Consider the following 18,677-nt stretch of genomic DNA (forward strand, 5'->3'; position numbering starts at 1 on the left):
CAGGAATCTTGCGATTTCCTGGGGCTGAATCCTGGTGGCCTGGGACGGAATCGAACCATCGACACGCGGATTTTCAATCCGCTGCTCTACCAACTGAGCTACCGGGCCAACGAAGAACGAAATGATATCAAAGGGTCAGCAGCACGGCAAGCCCCCTCTCGAAAAAATCTGCCGCGCCCGAATCTGCACGCATTGCGCAGGCCCTTCACTCCCCTTTGTTCTTACCGAGATCGACACCGAGCTGCTTGAGCTTGCGATACAAGTGCGTGCGTTCGAGACCCGTCTTTTCCGCGACGCGCGTCATGCTGCCATTCTCGCGCGCGAGGTGATATTCGAAGTAAGCACGCTCGAACGCATCGCGCGCATCGCGCAACGGGATGTCGAACGAGATCGACGCCGTTTGCGCAGCCAACGCGCCGCTGCCCATGCCATCCGACGACAGCATCGGCAACGCAGCCGCCGAAGCCACGGCCGAAGCGCTGACCGGCAACGCCGGCTTGGCGACCGCGCCGCCCGGTGCACCGACCGCATTGCCGCGGGCGAGGCCCTGCTCGACTGCCTTCAGCAGCTTCTGCAACGCAATCGGCTTCTCGAGGAAATTGAGTGCGCCGATCTTGGTTGCTTCAACCGCCGTATCGATGGTTGCGTGACCGGACATCATGATCACCGGCATGGTCAGCTGCCCCTGCGCGGCCCATTCTTTGAGCAAGGTGACGCCGTCCGTATCGGGCATCCAGATGTCGAGCAGCACCAGGTCCGGCGCCTGGCGCAAGCGGAATTCGCGCGCTTCCTGCGCGTTTTCCGCGGCCTCCACGACATGCCCCTCGTCGCTCAGGATCTCCGAGAGCAATTCCCGGATCCCCATTTCATCATCTACCACCAGGATGGTTGCCATTTACGCTGCCCTTGTCTGCACTGTTGCTTTTGTCGTTCCCTGCGACGCATTGCCATGCGCCGGCCGCGACCCTGCTCCAGGTGCCGCGGCATCGTCTGCCAGTTGAAGGAAGAGGATCGATATCTGCGCGCCTTCAATCACATCGCCCGCTTTCATGCGGTTGCGAATGTCGATGCGCGCGCCGTGTTCGTCGACGATCTTCTTGACCATCGCAAGACCGAGGCCCGTACCTTTGGCCTTGGTCGTCACGTAAGGTTCGAATGCACGTGTCAGGATACGCGCGGGGAAGCCCGGTCCGTTATCCGACACTGTCAGACGCACCGCGACGTGTACTTTGCCTTCCGCGTCGGGGTCTCCGTATTCTACTGTCCTCGTCTCGAGCAACACACGCGGTTGTTCGACGTCGGCCACGGCATCCTGTGCATTCTGCAGCAGGTTGTGAATTACCTGTCGCAATTGTGTCGCGTCGCCGCGAATCGCCGGCAAATCCGCGAGCTCTACCTGAATTGCGCCCTTGCCTTCTTCGATACCGTACAGCGTGAGCACCTCGCTGACCAGTTCGTTCAGTTGCAGATGCGCGAGCACTGCAGGGGGCGTGCGTGCATAGTCGCGGAAATTGTCGACCATCTGCTTCATCGCCGCGACCTGATTGACGATAGTGGTCGCGCCGCGCTTCAGCACATCGGCATCCGAGGGCGACAGCTTGTCGGCGAGTTTCATCTGCAAACGCTCGGCGGACAACTGGATCGGCGTGAGCGGGTTCTTGATCTCGTGCGCGAGACGCCGCGCGACTTCGCCCCAGGCGATCGAACGCTGCGCGGAGATCACATCCGAAATATCGTCGAACACGACGACGTAGCCGGAGGTCTGCATGTCTTCCGCATCGCGATCGGTGGCGGACACAAGACGCGCGCCGCGCACGAGCAAGGTGAGCGGCTCGGTTTCGCCCGGCACCTGCACCGAGAACTGCTGCTGCCAGTGGCCGCGGTCGTCGTGACCGTCGCCGCTTGCGGCCTCGCGATCGGCGAAGGCCTTGCGCACCATGCCGCCGAATTCGCTCAACACGCCAATCTGCTCGAGCGCCGAACCCAGCACCTCCTGGAACTGCTGACGGAAAATCCGCTCGGCGCCGCGGTTTGCGGTGGTGAGACGGAACTGCCGGTCGAACACGAACACACCCGCGGTCAGGTTCGCGAGAATGCTTTCCAGATAGGCTTTCGAATGCTCGAGCGCGATCCGGTTGTTCTCGACCGCCGCGCGCGCTTCGGAGAGCTGCCGCGTCATCGCGTTGAACGACTGCGTGAGGAAGCCCAGTTCGTCACGCGATTTGATTTCGCGCTTTGGCGTGTAGTCGCCCTCGGTCACTTCCTTGGTGCCCTGCGCGAGCAGGAACAACGGTCGCGCAAGCTGATTGCCGAGCGCAAGCGCCAGCATCATCGCGATGAAGGTGGCAAGGAACAGCGCGAGCGTCAGCGTGCCGATGTACATCTTGCGCAAGCCGGTACGGCCAAGCGCCTTCTCCTGATATTCGCGATAAGCCCGCTGCACTGCGTCGGCGTTACGCGCGAGCGACGGCGACACCGGCTGCGTGAGCTGCAGGAAGCGCTCGGTGGGCTGCAGCAGCGACGCGTTCGAATCGGGAATGCGCTGCACGACGCGCAGCCGCAACGCGCCCTTGCTGCCGTGCGCGCGCGGATCGCCGTCGACTTCCCCTTCGATCGCCGCATAGCCGCGGCCACGCGCCTGATCGATCATCAATGGCGTGGGTAAGTCGTTCGACACGAGTGTCGCGTAATTGCCGGACGCCTGCGCGACCACGTGCATGTCCGGCGTCGCGCCCGACATGCTGCGCGTGGGTTCGACGATCGTCGCGTCCTGCACGCCGAACTGATCGCGCAAGCGCAGCAGCGTGAGCGTGGTGCCGGCGGCGTCCGCGCTCGCCAGCTGCTCGGACATCAGGCGGCCCTTGGTCTGCAGATCGGATAGCGACGCGTCGAGCATGCCGCGGCCGAGATTCAGGCCCGAGGTCAACGCGGTTTCGACGTTCACGTCGAACCACGACTCGATACTGCGCGATACGAACTGATACGAGACCACGTAAATGATGCCGCCCGGCACCACGCCGACCAGCGCCATGAAGAACGCGAGTTTCGCTAACAGCCGGGTGCCGAACTTACCTTTTCTAAGCCGCGCAATGATGATGATGACGAGCGTCGCCACCACCAGCAAAAAGATCATCGCGACCACGAGATTGGCCGCGTACAGCCACTGGTAATAGCGGTCGAAAAATTCGGTATTCGCGCTCGCCGCTGCAAGCAGCACGAGCAGCAGCACGGCCGTCACGGCGACCGTGGACACCAGCACGCGCACGACGATGCTGCTGACGCTGGTGGCTTGGCGCACTCTATTTAGCACGTTCGGTCACCGTGAAGGTAAAGCGTTTCCACTCCGACGAGAGGCTCCAGTCGCGGTTGTTCACCGCGTCGATCTGGAACGGCTTGGGCATTAGCGCGATGTCGAGTTGCATGCGCACCGACGCGTTGTACGTCTCCCCGACATGCACCTGATTGCGGTCGATCACGTGCCACGACGTGATGTGCTTGATCACCGCGAGCGCATCTTTCAGCGTCGTGAAGCCGAGCTGCAAGCCACCCGACGACACGCTCGACACACGATACTCACGCGTGAGCGGCTGGAACGACAGGCGAATGCTCTGCGATACGCTCACCGGCTGTTCGTCGAACCAGTACCAGCGCGGCCGGCTCAGCTCGAAGTCTGTCGTGAAGTACAGCGGAATGCCTTTGTTGACGGCGTCTTCGAGATTGCTGTTCAGGTCGAAGTCGAAACGCGCGTCGATGCTCCAGCCGGTGTTGTCCGATTGCAGCGACGCGCGCTGCACCGCGATCGAATCGGCGTACGCCGCGCCCGGTACGGCGAGCCACACGGCCAGCACGATCCAGAGCACGGCAGCGAGCCGAAGCGGGAAGAAGCGTTTGATGGTCACCGTTTCTGAAAGCGCGCGTAGAAAAATCCGTCGTGGTCTGAGTTCGAGCCGGCGCTGTCTTCAGCGGCATGTCCGGCATGGGACCCGGCCGATGTGCCGGCGGGCGCGCGGGCAACTGAGGGTAAAAGTTGCCCCGGCGCGTCCAATCGTACCGCATCCTGGTACTTGTTTCCAAACCACTGCGCCTGCAACTCGCCTTCTTCGGGGAAGATCGAACACGTAACGTAGAGCAACTCGCCGCCTGGCTTCACGAGTGGCCATAGCGCCTCGAGAATACGGCGCTGCTCGGCGACCAGCGCGGGAATATCCGACGCGCGACGCAGCCAGCGAATATCCGGGTGACGCCGCACGATGCCCGAGGCCGAACACGGCACGTCGGCCAGAATGCGGTCGAACGGCTGGTCGATGTCGTCGTGCCATTTTGCGGGCGCACCCGCGTCGCCGATACGCACTTCCGCTTCGAGCTTGAGCCGCTGCAAGTTTTCACCGATGCGACGCGCGCGCGATGCGTCGCTTTCGAGCGCCACGAGCTGCAAGTTGGCAAGTTCGAGCAGATGGCCGGTTTTGCCGCCAGGCGCCGCGCACGCGTCGAGCACTCGCATGCCGTCACGCACGCCGAGCAGTTGCGCAGCGAGTTGCGCGCCGGCGTCTTGCACCGACACCACTCCGTCGTTGAAGCCGGGGATCCGGTCGACGGACATCGGCGTGGTGAGCTTGACGGCGTATTCGCCGGCCCTGCTCGCGGGAATGTGATGGTCCTGCAGTACCTGCAGATAGGCGTCGACTGTCGAGCGGCGCGCGTTGACGCGCAATGTCAGCGGACCCTGCGTGTTGCCGGAGGCGAGCACGGCTTGCCATGCGTCGGGCCACGCGCGCTTCACAGCATCGATCCACCACGCCGGGTAGTTCCAGCGCGCAACTTCGTCAGCTTGCGCTGCGCTCAGCAGCGCCTCACGCTCGCGCAGGAAATTACGCAGCACGGCGTTGACGAGACCCTTTGCGAACGCGAATTCACGACGCGCGGCGATGGCGCTCACCGCCTGATCGACAACCGTGAACGGCGCATAGGCGGCGTTCTCTTCATCGTCGACGAGCAAAGCGAGCGCGCAGGCGAGCACATGACCGACGTGCGGCGGCGGCGCCTTCTTCACCAGCTTCGCGATCAGCCACTCGGCGGTCGCCAGACGCCGCATGGTGCGGTACGCGATGTCCTGCACCGCGCCGCGCGCAGCGGCGGCGCTGCCTTCAGGCGCGGAGACGAATACGGATTGCAACGCGGCCGGCAACGCCGCGCCGAGGCGCACGGCGCCGACGGCCTGGCCCGCGCAGTCGAGCACGAAACCGAGCGATTCGGGCGCGAGATGCAGCATCGTCAAACGGGATTCGCGCGGACGCGTCGATGGGGAAGCAGAACGCGAAGAAGGCTTTGGAGTCATGAAAAAGGCAAAGGCAGGCCGTGCGGTACGCGCGGCGCAAACAGCACACATTGTAGCGTGGCGCGGGGCGAAGGCCGCCGAGGGTGGCGCGTAGCCGCGCCAGCCGAGGCGCGAGCAATAGGGCGAGGCCTCGCATCGGGGGGCAAGCGACGCTGCGCCCGGAGCGAAAGTGCTCCGCATTGGCCGGATCCGGTCGTGCCGCTACTAATCTGCGGTTCCGGCCGCATAAGCAAAAAGGCGAGCCCGCAGACTCGCCTTTCGTCACGCCGGATTGCCGGATCGCCGGATCAGTGCACCGTTACTCGAAGCGCCCCGTGCGCGCCATTTCCATCAAACGCGCGATGCGTTCCTCGGTGGCCGGGTGCGTCGAGAACAGATTCGCGATGCCGCCGCCCGACAGCGGATTCATGATCATCATCTGCGCGGTGGCCGGATGCTGCTCGGCCGTGGGGAACGGAATGCCGCTCGCGTAGCGATGGATCTTGTCGAGCGCCGAGGCGAGCGCCTGCGGATCGCCGGAAATCTGCGCGCCGCCGCGGTCCGCTTCGAATTCACGCGCACGCGAAATCGCCATCTGAATCAGCGCGCCGGCGATCGGCGCGAGCAACGCGACAGCGATGCCCGCGATCGGGTTCGTCGGACGGCCGTTTTCGTCACGGCTGCCGAAGAACATCGCGAAGTTCGCCAGTGCGGAAATGGCGCCGGCCATGGTCGCCGAAACCGTGGAGATCAGAATGTCGCGGTGCTTCACGTGCGCCAGTTCGTGCGCCATCACGCCGCGCATTTCGCGCTCAGACAACACGCGCAGGATGCCCGTGGTGGCGGCGACAGCCGCATGCTCCGGATTGCGGCCGGTAGCAAACGCGTTCGGCGCGTCTTCGTTGATCAGGTAGACGCGCGGCATTGGCAGGCCGGCACGCGTGGAAAGCTCGCGCACCATGCGATAGAACTGCGGCGCACTGTTTTCGTCGACTTCCTGCGCGTTGTACATGCGCAGGACCATCTTGTCCGAGAACCAGTACGAAAAGAAATTCATCCCAAGGGCGATCACGAGCGCGATCGTCATGCCGCGCGACCCGCCGATCATCCCGCCGATCACGATGAAAAGGGCCGTGATCGCGGCCATCAACATCGCGGTTTTGACCCAATTGAACATGTCTGCTACTCCTTGCCCTAACGCGGGTTCATATCTGCGCCGCGTGATCGCGGCGGCTGATTGTAAGCGAAATGTTAGATATGGGCGCGTGAGGAAAATTCAATCATCTTGATGCGGTGGCGAGCTTGATGCCCAAGCCGACGAATGCGCTGCCGACGCCGCGATCCAGCCACCGCTTCATCAAGGGCTGGCCGGAGAAGCGCTGGGTCACGCTGCCGGCAACCCACGCGACAAAACTGTTCCAGATCATGCTCATCACGACGAACACTCCGCCGAGCGTGAGGAACGCCAGCGCTTTATGGTCGCTGCCCGTTGTGACGAATTGCGGAAAGAACGACACGAAGAACAGCACGACCTTGGGATTCAGCACATTGGTCCAGAAGCCTTGCAGGAACAACTGACGCAATGATTTCGGCGCGCCGGCCGCGCGCGCTTCACCCACCGCCTGGTCTGCCGCCGGCTTCGCGAAAATCAGGCGCAGGCCGAGATACATCAGATAAATAGCACCGACGAACTTGATAACGGTGAATGCGGTGGCCGAAGCGGCCAGCAGCGCCGTCAGGCCGAACGCGCAGGCAAGCGAATGAACGCAGCAACCGGCGGAGATGCCGAGCGCGGACATCAGCCCTGCGCCACGACCCTGTGCGACGCTGCGCCCGACGATGTAAGCCGTATCGGGACCGGGCGTCACATTCAGCAGAAAGACCGCGACGACGAAAAACTCGAAATGGGTGATGCCAAACATGGAGATCCTCTAAACGCGGGCTGTTGCATAGAGGATTCTAACGCGCTGCAGACTTGCAGCGGGGCTCTTGAACATCGGCCGAATGGACGATGTTCAAGCTATGCGCAAGGCGGTTATTTTGTTTCGGGAAGCTGGAAACGCTGACCCGCGGCCAGCGTGGCGCCGGCCAGGAATTCGCGCACCGGCAAGCGCTTGCCGCCGGGTTTTTGCAATTGCGTGAGACGCAGGGCGCCTTCGCCACAGGCAACCACGACGCCTTCCGGAGAAACGTCGGCGATCGTGCCGGGCGCTGTGTTGCCTTGCGCCTCGACCGGGACCGCCGCCCAGATCTTGATCGACGTACCGTCTTCCAGCGTGCCCACGCCGCCGGGGAACGGGTCGAACGCGCGCACCTGACGCGCAAGGACCGTGGCTGGCTTACTCCAGTCGAGTGCAGCCTCGTGCTTGCCGATCTTTTCCGCGTAAGTCACGCCGTCCGCGGGTTGCGGCGTTGCCGCCAGCTTGCCGCTACGCTCGAGTTCGATCAGTGCTTCGACGATCAGCTTCGCGCCGTCCTGTGCGAGGCGGTCGTGGAGCGTGGCCGTCGTGTCGTCGGCGGAAATCGGTGTGCGCACTTCGGAAATCATCGCGCCGGTATCGAGGCCGACGTCCATCTGCATCAGCGTGATACCGGTTTCCGTGTCGCCCGCCTCGATCGCACGGTGGATCGGCGCGGCGCCGCGCCAGCGCGGCAACAGCGACCCGTGAATGTTGATGCAACCCAGCGGCGGAATATCGAGCACTTCCTGAGGCAGGATCAGACCATATGCGGCCACCACCATCACGTCGTGCGGCGTGGCGCGCAGTTGATCGATCGCGGCGGTGGCCTCGGCCGGATATTTGCCGGCGCGGCGCAGCGAAGGCGGCTGCGCCACAGCAAGCCCGTGTTCCTGCGCGTAGCGTTTGACCGGACTCGCCTGCAATTTCATCCCGCGTCCCGCGGGCCGGTCGGGCTGAGTCAGCACGAGCGGCACCGGAAAACCGGCGCTGTGAATCGCGGCAAGCGCGGCCGCGGCGAACTCCGGCGTACCGGCAAAGATGACGCGCAACGAATGACTCATGAAGGGGGCAGTAGGCGAGGTGGACGCGCGTTACATCGCGTGGGCGAGCTTCTTCATCTTGCTCTTGATGCGCGTCTGCTTGAGCGACGACAGGTACTCGACGAACACGCGGCCCATCAGGTGATCCATTTCGTGTTGAATGCAAACGGCCAGCAAGCCTTCGCAATCCAGCTCGAAGGTCTCGCCCTTCTCGTTCAGCGCCCGCACGCGCACTTTCTCGGCGCGCTCGACGTTATCGTAAATGCCTGGTACCGAGAGGCAGCCCTCTTCCGACAACTTCTTCTCGTCGCTCGACCAGATGATTTCCGGATTGATGAAGGCGAGTAGCTCGTCGTGCGTTTCCGACACGTCGATCACGATCACGCGTTCATGCACGTCCACCTGGGTCGCCGCGAGGCCGACGCCGGGCGCGCCATACATCGTTTCGGCCATGTCGGCGACGAGCCGGCGGATGCGGTCGTTGACCGCTTCGACCGGCTTCGCAATCTTGTGCAACCGCTTGTCCGGGTAATTGAGAATGTTCAGTAAAGCCATGATCTTGAGTGTGTTTTTTCGGCGCCGCTGCCGGTGGAAGGCTAGCGTTGGCCATTCGGCCAGGTTGTGGGCACATCGCGTTACGCAGAGGATAGAGGCTGTCGAACCGGTTCGATTCAACGCGCCACGTGCGCCGAACGACGAGCCCGCGCGGGTGGGCGCGGCGCTGCAGTTATTTCGGATGATGAAAATTTTAGCATGGCGCCCGCCTGCCCGCTGGCTCCGTAAGAGGATCGACCGTCAATGCATACCTTGCCCGCAACCGATATTGAACTCGCCGCCTGGCTGCGGCTTTCGCTCGCGCCGGGGCTGAAGCCCGCTGCCCTGCGCCTACTTCTGGGCGCTTTCGGACTGCCGGAAGCGATCTTCAATCAATCGCCCGAGGCACTTGCCGGGATCGCGGGCGAGGCCGCGGCGCGCGCCGTGCTGGCGCCGTCCAGCCCAGATTTCGATGCGCAACTCGACGCGGTAATCGCATGGCGCGAGCTGCCCGGCAACCACGTGGTGACACTCGACGATCCCGCCTACCCGCCCGCGTTGCTGACCATGCCCGATCCGCCGCCACTACTATATATAAAGGGCCGGCTGGATCTGTTGCATACGAGGGCGGTCGCGCTGGTTGGCAGCCGCAGCGCGACACCGCAAGGCGCTGAGGATGCGGAGCGTTTCGCGCGCGAGCTTTCGCAGGCCGGTGTCACGATCGTATCGGGGCTCGCGCTGGGCATCGACGGTGCCGCGCATCGGGGCGGCCTGGAAGGCGTCGGTAGCACGGTGGCCGTAATCGGCACCGGCGCGGACCTCGTGTATCCGGCCGCGCATCATGCACTGGCGCGGCAGATTGCAATGCAAGGCGCGATCCTGTCGGAATGGCCGCTCGGCACACCGGCGCGCGCCGCCAATTTTCCACAGCGTAACCGCTTGATCGCCGGCCTCGTCAGCGGGGTTGTGATCGTCGAGGCCGCCATGCGCTCGGGCTCGCTGATCACGGCGCGGCTCGCCAATGAAATGGGGCGCGATATCTTCGCGTTGCCCGGCTCGATCCATGCGCCGTTGTCGCGCGGTTGCCATCGGATCATCAAGCAGGGCGCCAAGCTGGTGGAAACGCCCGATGAGGTGTTGGAGGAACTGGGCGTCTCGAGGCCCGTGGCAACGAAGGCCGCCAGCGGGCAAGCCGTTCTTTGGGACGGCGAGGCGGGCTGGCGAAATTCCTCAACGGGGCTGGCGTCGGTGGCAGATCAACCGGATTCGGCAGCCGCGCCAGCCTCAGCCGCGACTCAGCCGGAATTGACGGCTGCGCCGGCAGCATCCGCGGCCCCGCCGGCCATGAGCGCAGAGGCGTTGCAACTCCTCGACGCACTCGGTCACGCCCCCGCCACGCTTGAAATTCTTGCCACCCGCACCGAGATGGGGGACGCGGCATTGCAAAACACGCTGCTGCAGCTCGAACTCGCCGGCCAGGTGACCGCGCTGCCCGGCGGCCGCTTCACGCGAGCCACCCACGGCTGACCCCGCATCGACCAGGGTTGACCACCATTCGGGATCGGCCATGCTACATTCGCGCCAAAGCACCTGACAAAAGTACGCAAGGAACCACCATGCCCGCGCTGAATCTCGACACCGACCAAGACCGGATCGCCGAGCGCGTCAACGAACCCGACACGCTGTTCGTGGCCTGCCTGTGCGCGGAGTGGTGCGGAACCTGTCGTGAGTATCGGGACGCCTTCGACCGGCTGGCCGATAAGCATCCGGAGATCTGTTTCGCATGGATCGACATCGAAACCCATGCGGACCGCTTCGACGATCTGGATGTCGAAAATTTCCCGACCATCCTGATCGAAGACTCAGTAACGACACGTTTTTTTGGCACGGTTTTGCCGCAGGCGGCGATTGTGGAGCGGATGTTGTCCGATCTAACGGCCGTGCCGGGCGTCAGCGGCGCGCCCAAACTGCGGCCCGCGCTCGCCGTCGCGTGAATGTGGGCGCCAGCCGCTGAACCTTGCGGCACGGGCGTTGCGAGCGACACACAGCGCGTTTTCCGCAGCTTGCCCAGTTACTGAGCGCGCAATTATCATGGCGCGCTTTTTATGGCACTTGACACGCCGCGCTGGCGCCGTGTGCTATAAAGCGGTCGTTATTGGGTCGCAAAGGTCGCAAACGAGGGTCGCGCTAATAAATGCGCACTCAAGGCCATCAACCCGGATCTACCAACCTCACATCGAGTCATGTCCAAAGCACTGATCATCGCCGAAAAGCCTTCCGTCGCGAACGACATCGCGCGCGCTTTGGGCGGCTTTACCAAGCATGACGAATACTACGAAAGCGACGACTACGTCCTTTCCTCGGCAGTCGGCCACTTGCTGGAAATCGCCGCGCCCGAAGACTATGAAGTCAAACGCGGCAAGTGGAGTTTCGCCAACCTGCCCGTCATTCCGCCGCATTTCGATCTGAATCCGATCGCCAAGAGCGAGTCGCGCCTGAAGGTGCTGACCAAGCTGCTCAAGCGTAAAGACGTCGATCGCCTGATCAACGCATGTGACGCGGGGCGCGAGGGCGAGCTGATTTTCCGCCTGATCGCGCAGCACGCGAAAGCCAAGCAACCGGTACAGCGTCTGTGGCTTCAGTCGATGACCGCCGGCTCGATTCGCGACGGCTTTGCCCGTCTGCGTAGCGACGAAGAAATGCAGCCGCTCGCGGATGCGGCACGCTGCCGTTCGGAAGCGGACTGGCTGGTCGGCATCAACGGCACGCGCGCCATGACCGCGTTCAACAGCAAGGGCGGCGGCTTCTTCCTGACCACGGTTGGGCGGGTGCAGACGCCGACGCTGTCGATCGTCGTCGAGCGCGAAGAAAAGATTCGCCGCTTCGTGCCGCGCGATTACTGGGAAGTGAAGGCGGAGTTCGTCTGCGCAGCCGGTTTCTACGAAGGCCGCTGGTTCGATCCGCAATTCAAGCGCGACGAGTTCGATCCGGAAAAACGCGATTCGCGTCTGTGGGCACTGCCCGCGGCCGAAACGATCGTCGCCGCCTGCCGCGGCCAGATCGGCAAGGTAACCGAAGAATCGAAGCCGTCCACGCAACTGTCGCCGGCACTGTTCGACCTGACCAGCTTGCAGCGCGAGGCCAACGGCCGCTTCGGCTTCTCGGCGAAGAACACGCTGGGTCTCGCTCAGGCGTTGTACGAAAAGCACAAGGTGCTGACCTATCCCCGGACCGACGCGCGCGCGTTGCCGGAAGACTATATGGATACGGTCAAGGAAACGCTTGGCATGCTCAAGGAGAGCAACAACTATCTCCCGTACGCCAAGCAGGTGCTCGACAAGGGTTGGGTGAAGCCGAACAAGCGCATCTTCGATAATTCGAAGATCAGCGACCACTTCGCAATCATCCCGACGGCGCAGGCGCCGAAGAATCTGTCCGAGCCGGAACAGAAGCTCTACGACCTGGTCGTGAAGCGCTTCCTGTCGGTGTTCTTCCCGGCCGCGGAATATCGAGTAACGACGCGGATCACGGAAGTGGTCGGCCATCACTTCAAGACTGAAGGCAAGGTGCTGGTCGAACCGGGCTGGTTGCAGGTCTATGGCCGCGAAATCAGCGGCGAAGACGCGAACCTCGTGCCGGTGCAGAAGGACGAGAAGGTCAAGACGGACAAGATCGCCGCCCAGCAACTGGTGACGAAACCGCCCGCACGCTACAACGAAGCGACCTTGCTGTCGGCCATGGAAGGCGCGGGCAAGCTGGTCGAAGACGACGAATTGCGCGAAGCCATGGCGGCCAAGGGGCTCGGCACGCCGGCCACGCGCGCCGCCATCATCGAAGGGCTGCTTGGCGAAAAGTATCTGATCCGCGAAGGCCGCGATCTGATTCCGACTGCCAAAGCATTCCAGTTGATGACGCTGCTGCGCGGTCTCGGCGTGAAGGAACTGACCGCGCCGGAATTGACCGGCGAGTGGGAATACAAGCTCTCGCAGATGGAGCGTGGCAACCTGCCGCGCGACGCGTTCATGCAGGAAATCGCCCGCATGACGCAAACCATCGTCAAGCGCGCGAAGGAATACGATTCCGACACGATCCCCGGCGATTACGCGACGTTGCAGACGCCGTGTCCGAATTGCGGCGGTCAGGTGAAGGAAAACTATCGGCGCTTTGCATGCTCGAAGTGCGAGTTTTCGATCTCGAAGATTCCGGGCGGCCGTCAGTTCGAAATCCCGGAAGTTGAAGAGCTGCTGCAGAACAAGACGATCGGACCGCTGTCGGGTTTCCGCAGCAAGATGGGCCGTCCGTTCTCCGCGATCCTCAAGCTTTCGCTCGATGACGAGATCAAGAACTACAAGCTCGAATTCGACTTCGGTCAGGATTCGGGCGGCGAAGACGGCGAACCGCCTGACTTCTCCGATCAAGAGGCGGTCGGCGCGTGCCCGAAGTGCAAGGGCCGCGTGTTCGAACACGGTATGAGCTATGTCTGCGAGAACTCGGTCGCGAATCCGAAGACTTGTGATTTCCGCTCGGGCAAGGTGATTCTGCAGCAGGAAATCGCGCGTGAGCAGATGGCGAAGTTGCTCGAGGAAGGACGCACCGATCTGCTGACGAACTTCAAGTCGTCGCGCACCGGCCGCAACTTCAAGGCGTTCCTCGTCAAGCAGAACGACGGCAAGATCGGCTTCGAATTCGAGAAGAAAGAGCCGTCGGCCAAGACCGCAGCGAAAACCGCGGCGGCCAAGACTGCAGCGAAGGCAGCGCCGGAGTCTGATGACGAAGACGCACCGGTCGCAGTGAAGGCAGTGCCCGCCAAAAAGGCCGCAGCGAAGAAAGTGCCCGCTACGAAGACGGCGGCTGCGAAAAAGACCGCCGCTGCCAAGAAGGCGCCGGCTAAGAAAGCAGTAGCACGCAAGACGGGCTCGTAATTCGGGCGGAGGCTGGAGGGTATTCTGCTTCCAGCCAGCTTCGAACTTGCCGATAAAAAAGGCGCAGTCACTTCCGTGACTGCGCCTTTTTATTTGTCGGCCCGGCAGCGCTTGCCTCAAGCGCTGCCGGCGCCATCGCCCGACTAGTTACAGCGGCGACAGAGCGGTAGGCCGCGGACGATTCGTCGTCTTTGCCAAAGTCTTCGGCAGCGGCGACAACTCGCTATCCAGCAGCCGTGACAGTGGCTCAGCGCCATCGAACGCTTCCGGCGGCATGGGGTCCGCTGAATCGAGCGCGGCGGACGTAGCGGGCCTGCCAAGCCCGTCCTTGATCCACTGCTCACCGAGCAGACTATTCGGCGTCTGGCTGAAATGCTCGACCAGATGATCGATAAACGTTCGCACCTTCGCCGGCAAGTGACGGCGGCTCGGATACGCGATGTTGATCTCGACCTGCGGCAAACGGAAATCGCCGAGCAAACGCACGAGCCTGCCGCGCGTCATGTCGCGGCCGATCAGGTAGCTCGGCAGAATCGCGATGCCCATGCCGAGCAACGCGAACTGCCGCAGCATCTCCGTGTTGTTCGCCACGATGACGTTGACCGGCCGCACGCGCACTTCGCCTTCCGAACCCGTGAACACCCGCTCGTCGCCCCAATACTCGGACGGCAAGCTCAGGCACGGATGCTCGAGCAGATGTTCGGGGCGCGTGGGCGTGCCGTGCTTTTCCAGATACGCGGGCGTCGCGCATACCGTCATGCAACCGGTGGTCAAGCGCCGCGTGACAATGCTCGCGCTGCGCATCTGCCGCGTGACCACCACACCGACGTCGAAACCTTCTTCGACCAGATCAACCTGACGGTCGACCAGCGTGACATCGGGAATGACTTTCGGATAGCGCTCCGCGTAGGTTTGCAGCACGGGCGCAAGGTTATGCAACCCAAACACGACCGGTGCGACTATGCGCAGCGTGCCGACGGGTTCGTGATTGCGCGCGACCACCATCTGCTCGACGTCTTCCAGTTCGTCGAGAATCTGGCGCGCGCGCTCGAGATAAACCTGGCCGGATTCGGTCAGAGACAAGCTGCGGGTTGTGCGATTGAGCAGCCGCGTACCAAGACGGCCTTCGAGATCGGCAACGTGACGGGTGGCAACTGCGTTGGAAATATCCATCGCGCTCGCAGCGCGGGCAAAACTGCCGAGATCCGCCACTTTGACGAAAACTCGCATCGACTGCAAATGATCCATAAGACAACTCCTGCCGTGTTACTGCTTCCTGACAATTAGTGAAAACCAGTGAAGCGAACTTGGAATTCTCCTACGACTCGCGAAATCGTGCAGAAGTTGCCCGCGAAAGCCGAAATATTGTCGATATTTGTGCGACTGTGTCCCTCAATGTAGGGCACGCATCTCGATTGTTCCGATGAGAGCAACAATCTGCTGCACCGCAGCTTGCACTGTCTTTTTTGTTCGAACAGATGCAACGGTCGTCTCGGCATTGTGAAATCAGAAAAAATCCCGACGCGGCGTCGGACCGGCAAAGAAAAACCGCCCGAAGGCGGCTTCTGTGCGAAGTGACCGCTCACCTAGTCAGGCAGCGAGCTTTCCTTCGAGTGTGAGCTTGGTCTGCGTCAAAGCCGGCGGCAGGCCTTGCTGCAACGTGTCAAATAGCTCGGTATGGAGCGCGAGTTCGGCGCGCCAAGCTGCGTCGTCGACCGAGATCACCTGCTGGAATTGCTCGCGGCTGAAATCCAGGCCGCGCCAGTCGATGTCTTCATAGTGCGGCGACACGCCGAACGCGTGCTCTTCACCTTGCGCCTTGCCTTCGATGCGCCCGACCATCCAGCTCAACACGCGCATGTTCTCGCCGAAGCCCGGCCAGACGAACTTGCCGTCCGCGCCCTTGCGGAACCAGTTGACGCAGAAGATCTTCGGCAGCTTTGCGTTCAGTTTCTCGAGACGCTCGCCGGTTTTCAGCCAGTGCCCGAAGTAGTCGCTCATGTTGTAGCCGCAGAACGGCAGCATTGCGAACGGGTCGCGGCGCACCACGCCCTGCTGCCCCGCCGCCGCCGCGGTCGTTTCCGAGCCCATGGTGGCCGCCATGTAGACGCCTTCGACCCAGTTGCGCGCTTCCGTGACGAGTGGCACGGTGGTCGAACGGCGGCCGCCGAAAATGAACGCGTCAATCGCAACACCTGCCGGGTTCTCCCAGTCGGCATCGATCGACGGACATTGCGAAGCCGGCGCCGTGAACCGTGCGTTCGGGTGCGCGGCCTTGCGCCCGCTCTCCTTCGCGCTCGCCGGCGTCCAGTCCTTGCCCTGCCAGTCGATCAGGTGCGCGGGCGGCTCGTCGGTCATGCCCTCCCACCAGACGTCGCCGTCGTCGGTCAGCGCGACGTTCGTGAAGATGACGTTTTCCTTCAACGTGGCCATTGCGTTGAAGTTGGTCTTTTCGCTCGTGCCCGGCGCGACGCCGAAATACCCCGCCTCCGGGTTGATCGCGTACAGACGGCCGTCCTTACCCGGCTTGATCCACGCAATATCGTCGCCGATCGTGGAGATTTTCCAGCCATTCAGACCTTCCGGCGGAATCAGCATCGCGAAGTTGGTCTTGCCGCAAGCCGACGGAAACGCCGCCGCGACATGATGCTTATGTCCTTGCGGCGACGTCACGCCGAGAATCAGCATGTGTTCGGCGAGCCAGCCTTCGTCGCGGCCCATCGTGGAGGCGATGCGCAGCGCGAAGCACTTCTTGCCGAGCAGCGCATTGCCGCCGTAGCCTGAGCCGTAGCTCCAGATCTCGCGCGATTCGGGGAAATGGACGATGTATTTGGTCTCGTTGCACGGCCACGGCACGTCTTTCGCGCCCGCCGCAAGCGGCGCGCCGACCGAGTGCACGCACGGCACGAACTCGCCGTCTTCGCCCAGCACCTCGTACACCTTGCGACCCATGCGCGTCATGATGCGCATGTTGGTCACCACGTACGCGCTGTCGCTCAACTCGACGCCGACGTGCGCGATCGGCGAACCGAGAGGCCCCATCGAGAACGGCACCACATACATGGTGCGGCCGCGCATGGCGCCGTCGAAGAGGCCGTTGAGCGTCGAGCGCATCTCAGCCGGTTCGATCCAGTTGTTGGTTGGCCCGGCATCTTCACGACGCTGCGAGCAGATGAAGGTACGGTCTTCGACACGCGCCACGTCCGACGGATCGGACCATGCCAGATAGGAATTGGGACGTTTGGCAGGATTGAGCTTCTTGAGGGTACCGGCTTCGACCATCTGGGCACACAGGCGGTCGTACTCTTCCTGTGAACCGTCGCACCAGACGATTCGATCGGGCTTGGTCCTGGCGGCAACGCGCTGGACCCAGTCGATCAGTTTTCGGTGCTTGACCCATTCGGGCGCCCCTGCGGACGCCTCTATAGTGGGCTGTCCTTCGAATGAGGGATGATTCATCGACCTGTCTCCGTTTTGAAAGCAATAGAAAAACGGTACAAGCCCAGTGACGCTGCATGCGAGAGGCGTTCAATTCATCGCGACGACATTTCTACAAGCCGACGCGCAATTTGTGCAGGTCATCATGGGCCACACAGCCTGTTGCACGGAGGTTCCCGCCGACGGCCTTCTGCAACCGTCTGTAAAGCGACTTGCCTCAACACGCAACAAACTGTTAAAAACGATGTCAATCGGCCTTGCCGTGGCGCTGCCGTTCTACGCGGCAACTTCTACGGTAAGGCATCCAGCCAGACCGGCATGTGACCTGGGTCACATGGTGGGACAGTCAGCATAACACTCCGTTCCGCACCGCTATGGTGCGCCGCAAGACACATACCATGAAGATTGCCATCCTCGACGATTACCAGGACGCCGTCCGCAAGCTCGACTGCTTTCAACTGCTGGCCGACCATGAGGTCAAGGTTTTCAACAACACAGTCCGCGGTCTCGGCCAACTGGCGAGCCGTCTTTCCGAAGTCGACGCACTCGTCTTGATCCGCGAACGCACCCGCATCAGCTCGCAACTACTCGACAAGTTGCCGCGTTTGCGCATGATCAGCCAAACCGGCAAAGTCTCCAGCCATATCGATCTGGCAGCCTGTACCGAGCGCGGCATTGCCGTGCTGGAAGGCAGCGGCTCACCGATCGCGCCGGCCGAACTGACGTGGGCCCTCATCATGGCCGCTCAACGGCGGATTCCGCAATACGTAGCAAACCTTAAGCAAGGGGCCTGGCAGCAGTCCGGCTTGAAGACATCGGTGCTGCCGCCGAACTTCGGTTTGGGCCAGGTGTTACGCGGTCAGACGCTGGGGATTTGGGGTTACGGCAAGGTCGGCCGGCTGGTTGCCGGATACGGCAAGGCGTTCGGCATGAACGTGCTGATCTGGGGTCGCGAGCATTCGCGCGAAGCGGCGCGCGCGGACGGCTATGGCGTGGCCGAGAGCCGCGAGGCGTTGTTCGAGCAAAGCGATGTGCTGTCGTTGCACCTGCGACTGCATGACGACACGCGCGGTATCGTCAAGCAGGAAGACCTGATGCGGATGAAGCCGACCGCGTTGCTCGTGAACACGAGCCGGGCCGAACTGCTCGACGACAACGCACTCGTCGGTGCGTTGTCGCACAATCGTCCGGGGATGGTCGCGATCGACGTCTACGAAAGCGAGCCGATTCTGCAGGGCTACAGCTTGCTGCGCATGGAGAACGTGATCTGCACGCCGCACATCGGCTACGTGGAGCGCGAGAGCTATGAGTTGTATTTCACCGCGGCATTCCAGAACATTCTGGCTTTCGACGCCGGCGACACGGCCAGCGTGGCGAATCCGGAAGCGTTGCAGGGCGGGCGCCGGCGTTAAGCGTCTGCGCTAGACTCCGGCTGCAATTTTCGATGAAGCACCCGCGCTAACCGCTC

Annotated in this window: 14 protein-coding genes and 1 tRNA gene; 4 read left to right on the top strand and 11 right to left on the bottom strand. The window is 62.6% G+C overall.

Features of this window, described 5'->3' with window-relative positions; translation table 11 throughout:
• Window positions 1-32 precede the first annotated feature (32 nt).
• The 9 genes from P3T25_RS35625 to def all read right to left on the bottom strand — a co-directional run bounded on the left by P3T25_RS35625 (window position 33) and on the right by def (window position 8,870).
• A tRNA-Phe gene (locus tag P3T25_RS35625) sits at window positions 33-108 on the bottom strand.
• A gap of 97 nt (window positions 109-205) precedes the next feature.
• Window positions 206-895, bottom strand: coding sequence for a response regulator transcription factor EsaR (gene esaR / locus P3T25_RS35630; protein ID WP_054037109.1), 690 nt, complete (start codon window positions 893-895; stop codon window positions 206-208).
• Window positions 896-3,310, bottom strand: coding sequence for a sensor histidine kinase (locus P3T25_RS35635; RefSeq protein WP_171925225.1), 2,415 nt, complete (start codon window positions 3,308-3,310; stop codon window positions 896-898).
• A complete protein-coding gene (locus tag P3T25_RS35640) occupies window positions 3,300-3,899 on the bottom strand; it encodes a DUF4390 domain-containing protein (RefSeq protein WP_054037187.1) in 600 nt (199 codons plus the stop codon). The genes P3T25_RS35635 and P3T25_RS35640 overlap by 11 nt, the downstream gene beginning before the upstream one ends.
• Complete coding sequence (gene rsmB, locus P3T25_RS35645; protein WP_171925226.1) at window positions 3,896-5,335, bottom strand: 16S rRNA (cytosine(967)-C(5))-methyltransferase RsmB; 1,440 nt, start codon at window positions 5,333-5,335, stop codon at window positions 3,896-3,898. Before rsmB ends, P3T25_RS35640 begins: the two co-directional genes overlap by 4 nt.
• A gap of 298 nt (window positions 5,336-5,633) precedes the next feature.
• Window positions 5,634-6,491 carry a zinc metalloprotease HtpX gene (gene htpX / locus P3T25_RS35650; RefSeq protein ID WP_054037107.1) on the bottom strand — a complete coding sequence of 286 codons (858 nt, stop codon included), beginning with the start codon at window positions 6,489-6,491 and terminating at the stop codon, window positions 5,634-5,636.
• Between the two features lie 103 nt (window positions 6,492-6,594).
• Entirely contained in the window at window positions 6,595-7,236 is a 642-nt protein-coding gene (locus P3T25_RS35655) for a LysE family translocator (protein WP_266240714.1), read from the bottom strand.
• A 113-nt stretch (window positions 7,237-7,349) separates the two neighbouring features.
• Window positions 7,350-8,336 carry a methionyl-tRNA formyltransferase gene (fmt, locus tag P3T25_RS35660; protein WP_171925228.1) on the bottom strand — a complete coding sequence of 329 codons (987 nt, stop codon included), beginning with the start codon at window positions 8,334-8,336 and terminating at the stop codon, window positions 7,350-7,352.
• Window positions 8,337-8,366: 30 nt separating this feature from the next.
• On the bottom strand, window positions 8,367-8,870 hold the full coding sequence (def, locus tag P3T25_RS35665; protein ID WP_154559666.1) for a peptide deformylase: 504 nt from the start codon (window positions 8,868-8,870) through the stop codon (window positions 8,367-8,369).
• A gap of 243 nt (window positions 8,871-9,113) precedes the next feature.
• Between def and dprA the strand changes: the two genes are divergently transcribed.
• The 3 genes from dprA (at window position 9,114) to P3T25_RS35680 (ending at window position 13,771) form a co-directional block, all read left to right on the top strand.
• Window positions 9,114-10,376 (top strand): DNA-processing protein DprA, encoded by a 1,263-nt coding sequence (dprA, locus tag P3T25_RS35670; protein ID WP_429361766.1) that lies wholly within the window; start codon window positions 9,114-9,116, stop codon window positions 10,374-10,376.
• 89 nt (window positions 10,377-10,465) lie between these two features.
• Entirely contained in the window at window positions 10,466-10,843 is a 378-nt protein-coding gene (locus P3T25_RS35675) for a thioredoxin family protein (RefSeq protein ID WP_097390883.1), read from the top strand.
• 249 nt (window positions 10,844-11,092) lie between these two features.
• Window positions 11,093-13,771 carry a DNA topoisomerase III gene (locus tag P3T25_RS35680; protein WP_171925230.1) on the top strand — a complete coding sequence of 893 codons (2,679 nt, stop codon included), beginning with the start codon at window positions 11,093-11,095 and terminating at the stop codon, window positions 13,769-13,771.
• A 147-nt stretch (window positions 13,772-13,918) separates the two neighbouring features.
• Here P3T25_RS35680 and P3T25_RS35685 read toward each other — a convergent pair whose 3' ends face one another.
• Together P3T25_RS35685 and P3T25_RS35690 are read right to left on the bottom strand one after the other, a co-directional pair.
• Entirely contained in the window at window positions 13,919-15,019 is a 1,101-nt protein-coding gene (locus P3T25_RS35685; protein ID WP_097390881.1) for a LysR family transcriptional regulator, read from the bottom strand.
• A 342-nt stretch (window positions 15,020-15,361) separates the two neighbouring features.
• Entirely contained in the window at window positions 15,362-17,230 is a 1,869-nt protein-coding gene (locus P3T25_RS35690; RefSeq protein ID WP_429361769.1) for a phosphoenolpyruvate carboxykinase (GTP), read from the bottom strand.
• Window positions 17,231-17,607: 377 nt separating this feature from the next.
• On the opposite strand from P3T25_RS35690, the gene P3T25_RS35695 reads away from it, so the two are divergent.
• Window positions 17,608-18,621, top strand: coding sequence for a D-2-hydroxyacid dehydrogenase family protein (locus P3T25_RS35695; protein WP_171925232.1), 1,014 nt, complete (start codon window positions 17,608-17,610; stop codon window positions 18,619-18,621).
• Window positions 18,622-18,677 lie beyond the last annotated feature (56 nt).

Source organism: Paraburkholderia sp. GAS32, from assembly GCF_050434225.1.
GTDB lineage: Bacteria > Pseudomonadota > Gammaproteobacteria > Burkholderiales > Burkholderiaceae > Paraburkholderia > Paraburkholderia madseniana.

What these genes read in the sequence shown, in the direction of transcription:
- esaR (WP_054037109.1), bottom strand. Translation starts at nt 895, where the DNA reads ATGGCAACCATCCTGGTGGTAGATGATGAAATGGGGATCCGGGAATTG.
- rsmB (WP_171925226.1), bottom strand. Translation starts at nt 5,335, where the DNA reads ATGACTCCAAAGCCTTCTTCGCGTTCTGCTTCCCCATCGACGCGTCCG.
- htpX (WP_054037107.1), bottom strand. Translation starts at nt 6,491, where the DNA reads ATGTTCAATTGGGTCAAAACCGCGATGTTGATGGCCGCGATCACGGCC.
- P3T25_RS35655 (WP_266240714.1), bottom strand. Translation starts at nt 7,236, where the DNA reads ATGTTTGGCATCACCCATTTCGAGTTTTTCGTCGTCGCGGTCTTTCTG.
- fmt (WP_171925228.1), bottom strand. Translation starts at nt 8,336, where the DNA reads ATGAGTCATTCGTTGCGCGTCATCTTTGCCGGTACGCCGGAGTTCGCC.
- def (WP_154559666.1), bottom strand. Translation starts at nt 8,870, where the DNA reads ATGGCTTTACTGAACATTCTCAATTACCCGGACAAGCGGTTGCACAAG.
- dprA (WP_429361766.1), top strand. Translation starts at nt 9,114, where the DNA reads ATGCATACCTTGCCCGCAACCGATATTGAACTCGCCGCCTGGCTGCGG.
- P3T25_RS35675 (WP_097390883.1), top strand. Translation starts at nt 10,466, where the DNA reads ATGCCCGCGCTGAATCTCGACACCGACCAAGACCGGATCGCCGAGCGC.
- P3T25_RS35680 (WP_171925230.1), top strand. Translation starts at nt 11,093, where the DNA reads ATGTCCAAAGCACTGATCATCGCCGAAAAGCCTTCCGTCGCGAACGAC.
- P3T25_RS35685 (WP_097390881.1), bottom strand. Translation starts at nt 15,019, where the DNA reads ATGGATCATTTGCAGTCGATGCGAGTTTTCGTCAAAGTGGCGGATCTC.
- P3T25_RS35690 (WP_429361769.1), bottom strand. Translation starts at nt 17,230, where the DNA reads ATGAATCATCCCTCATTCGAAGGACAGCCCACTATAGAGGCGTCCGCA.
- P3T25_RS35695 (WP_171925232.1), top strand. Translation starts at nt 17,608, where the DNA reads ATGAAGATTGCCATCCTCGACGATTACCAGGACGCCGTCCGCAAGCTC.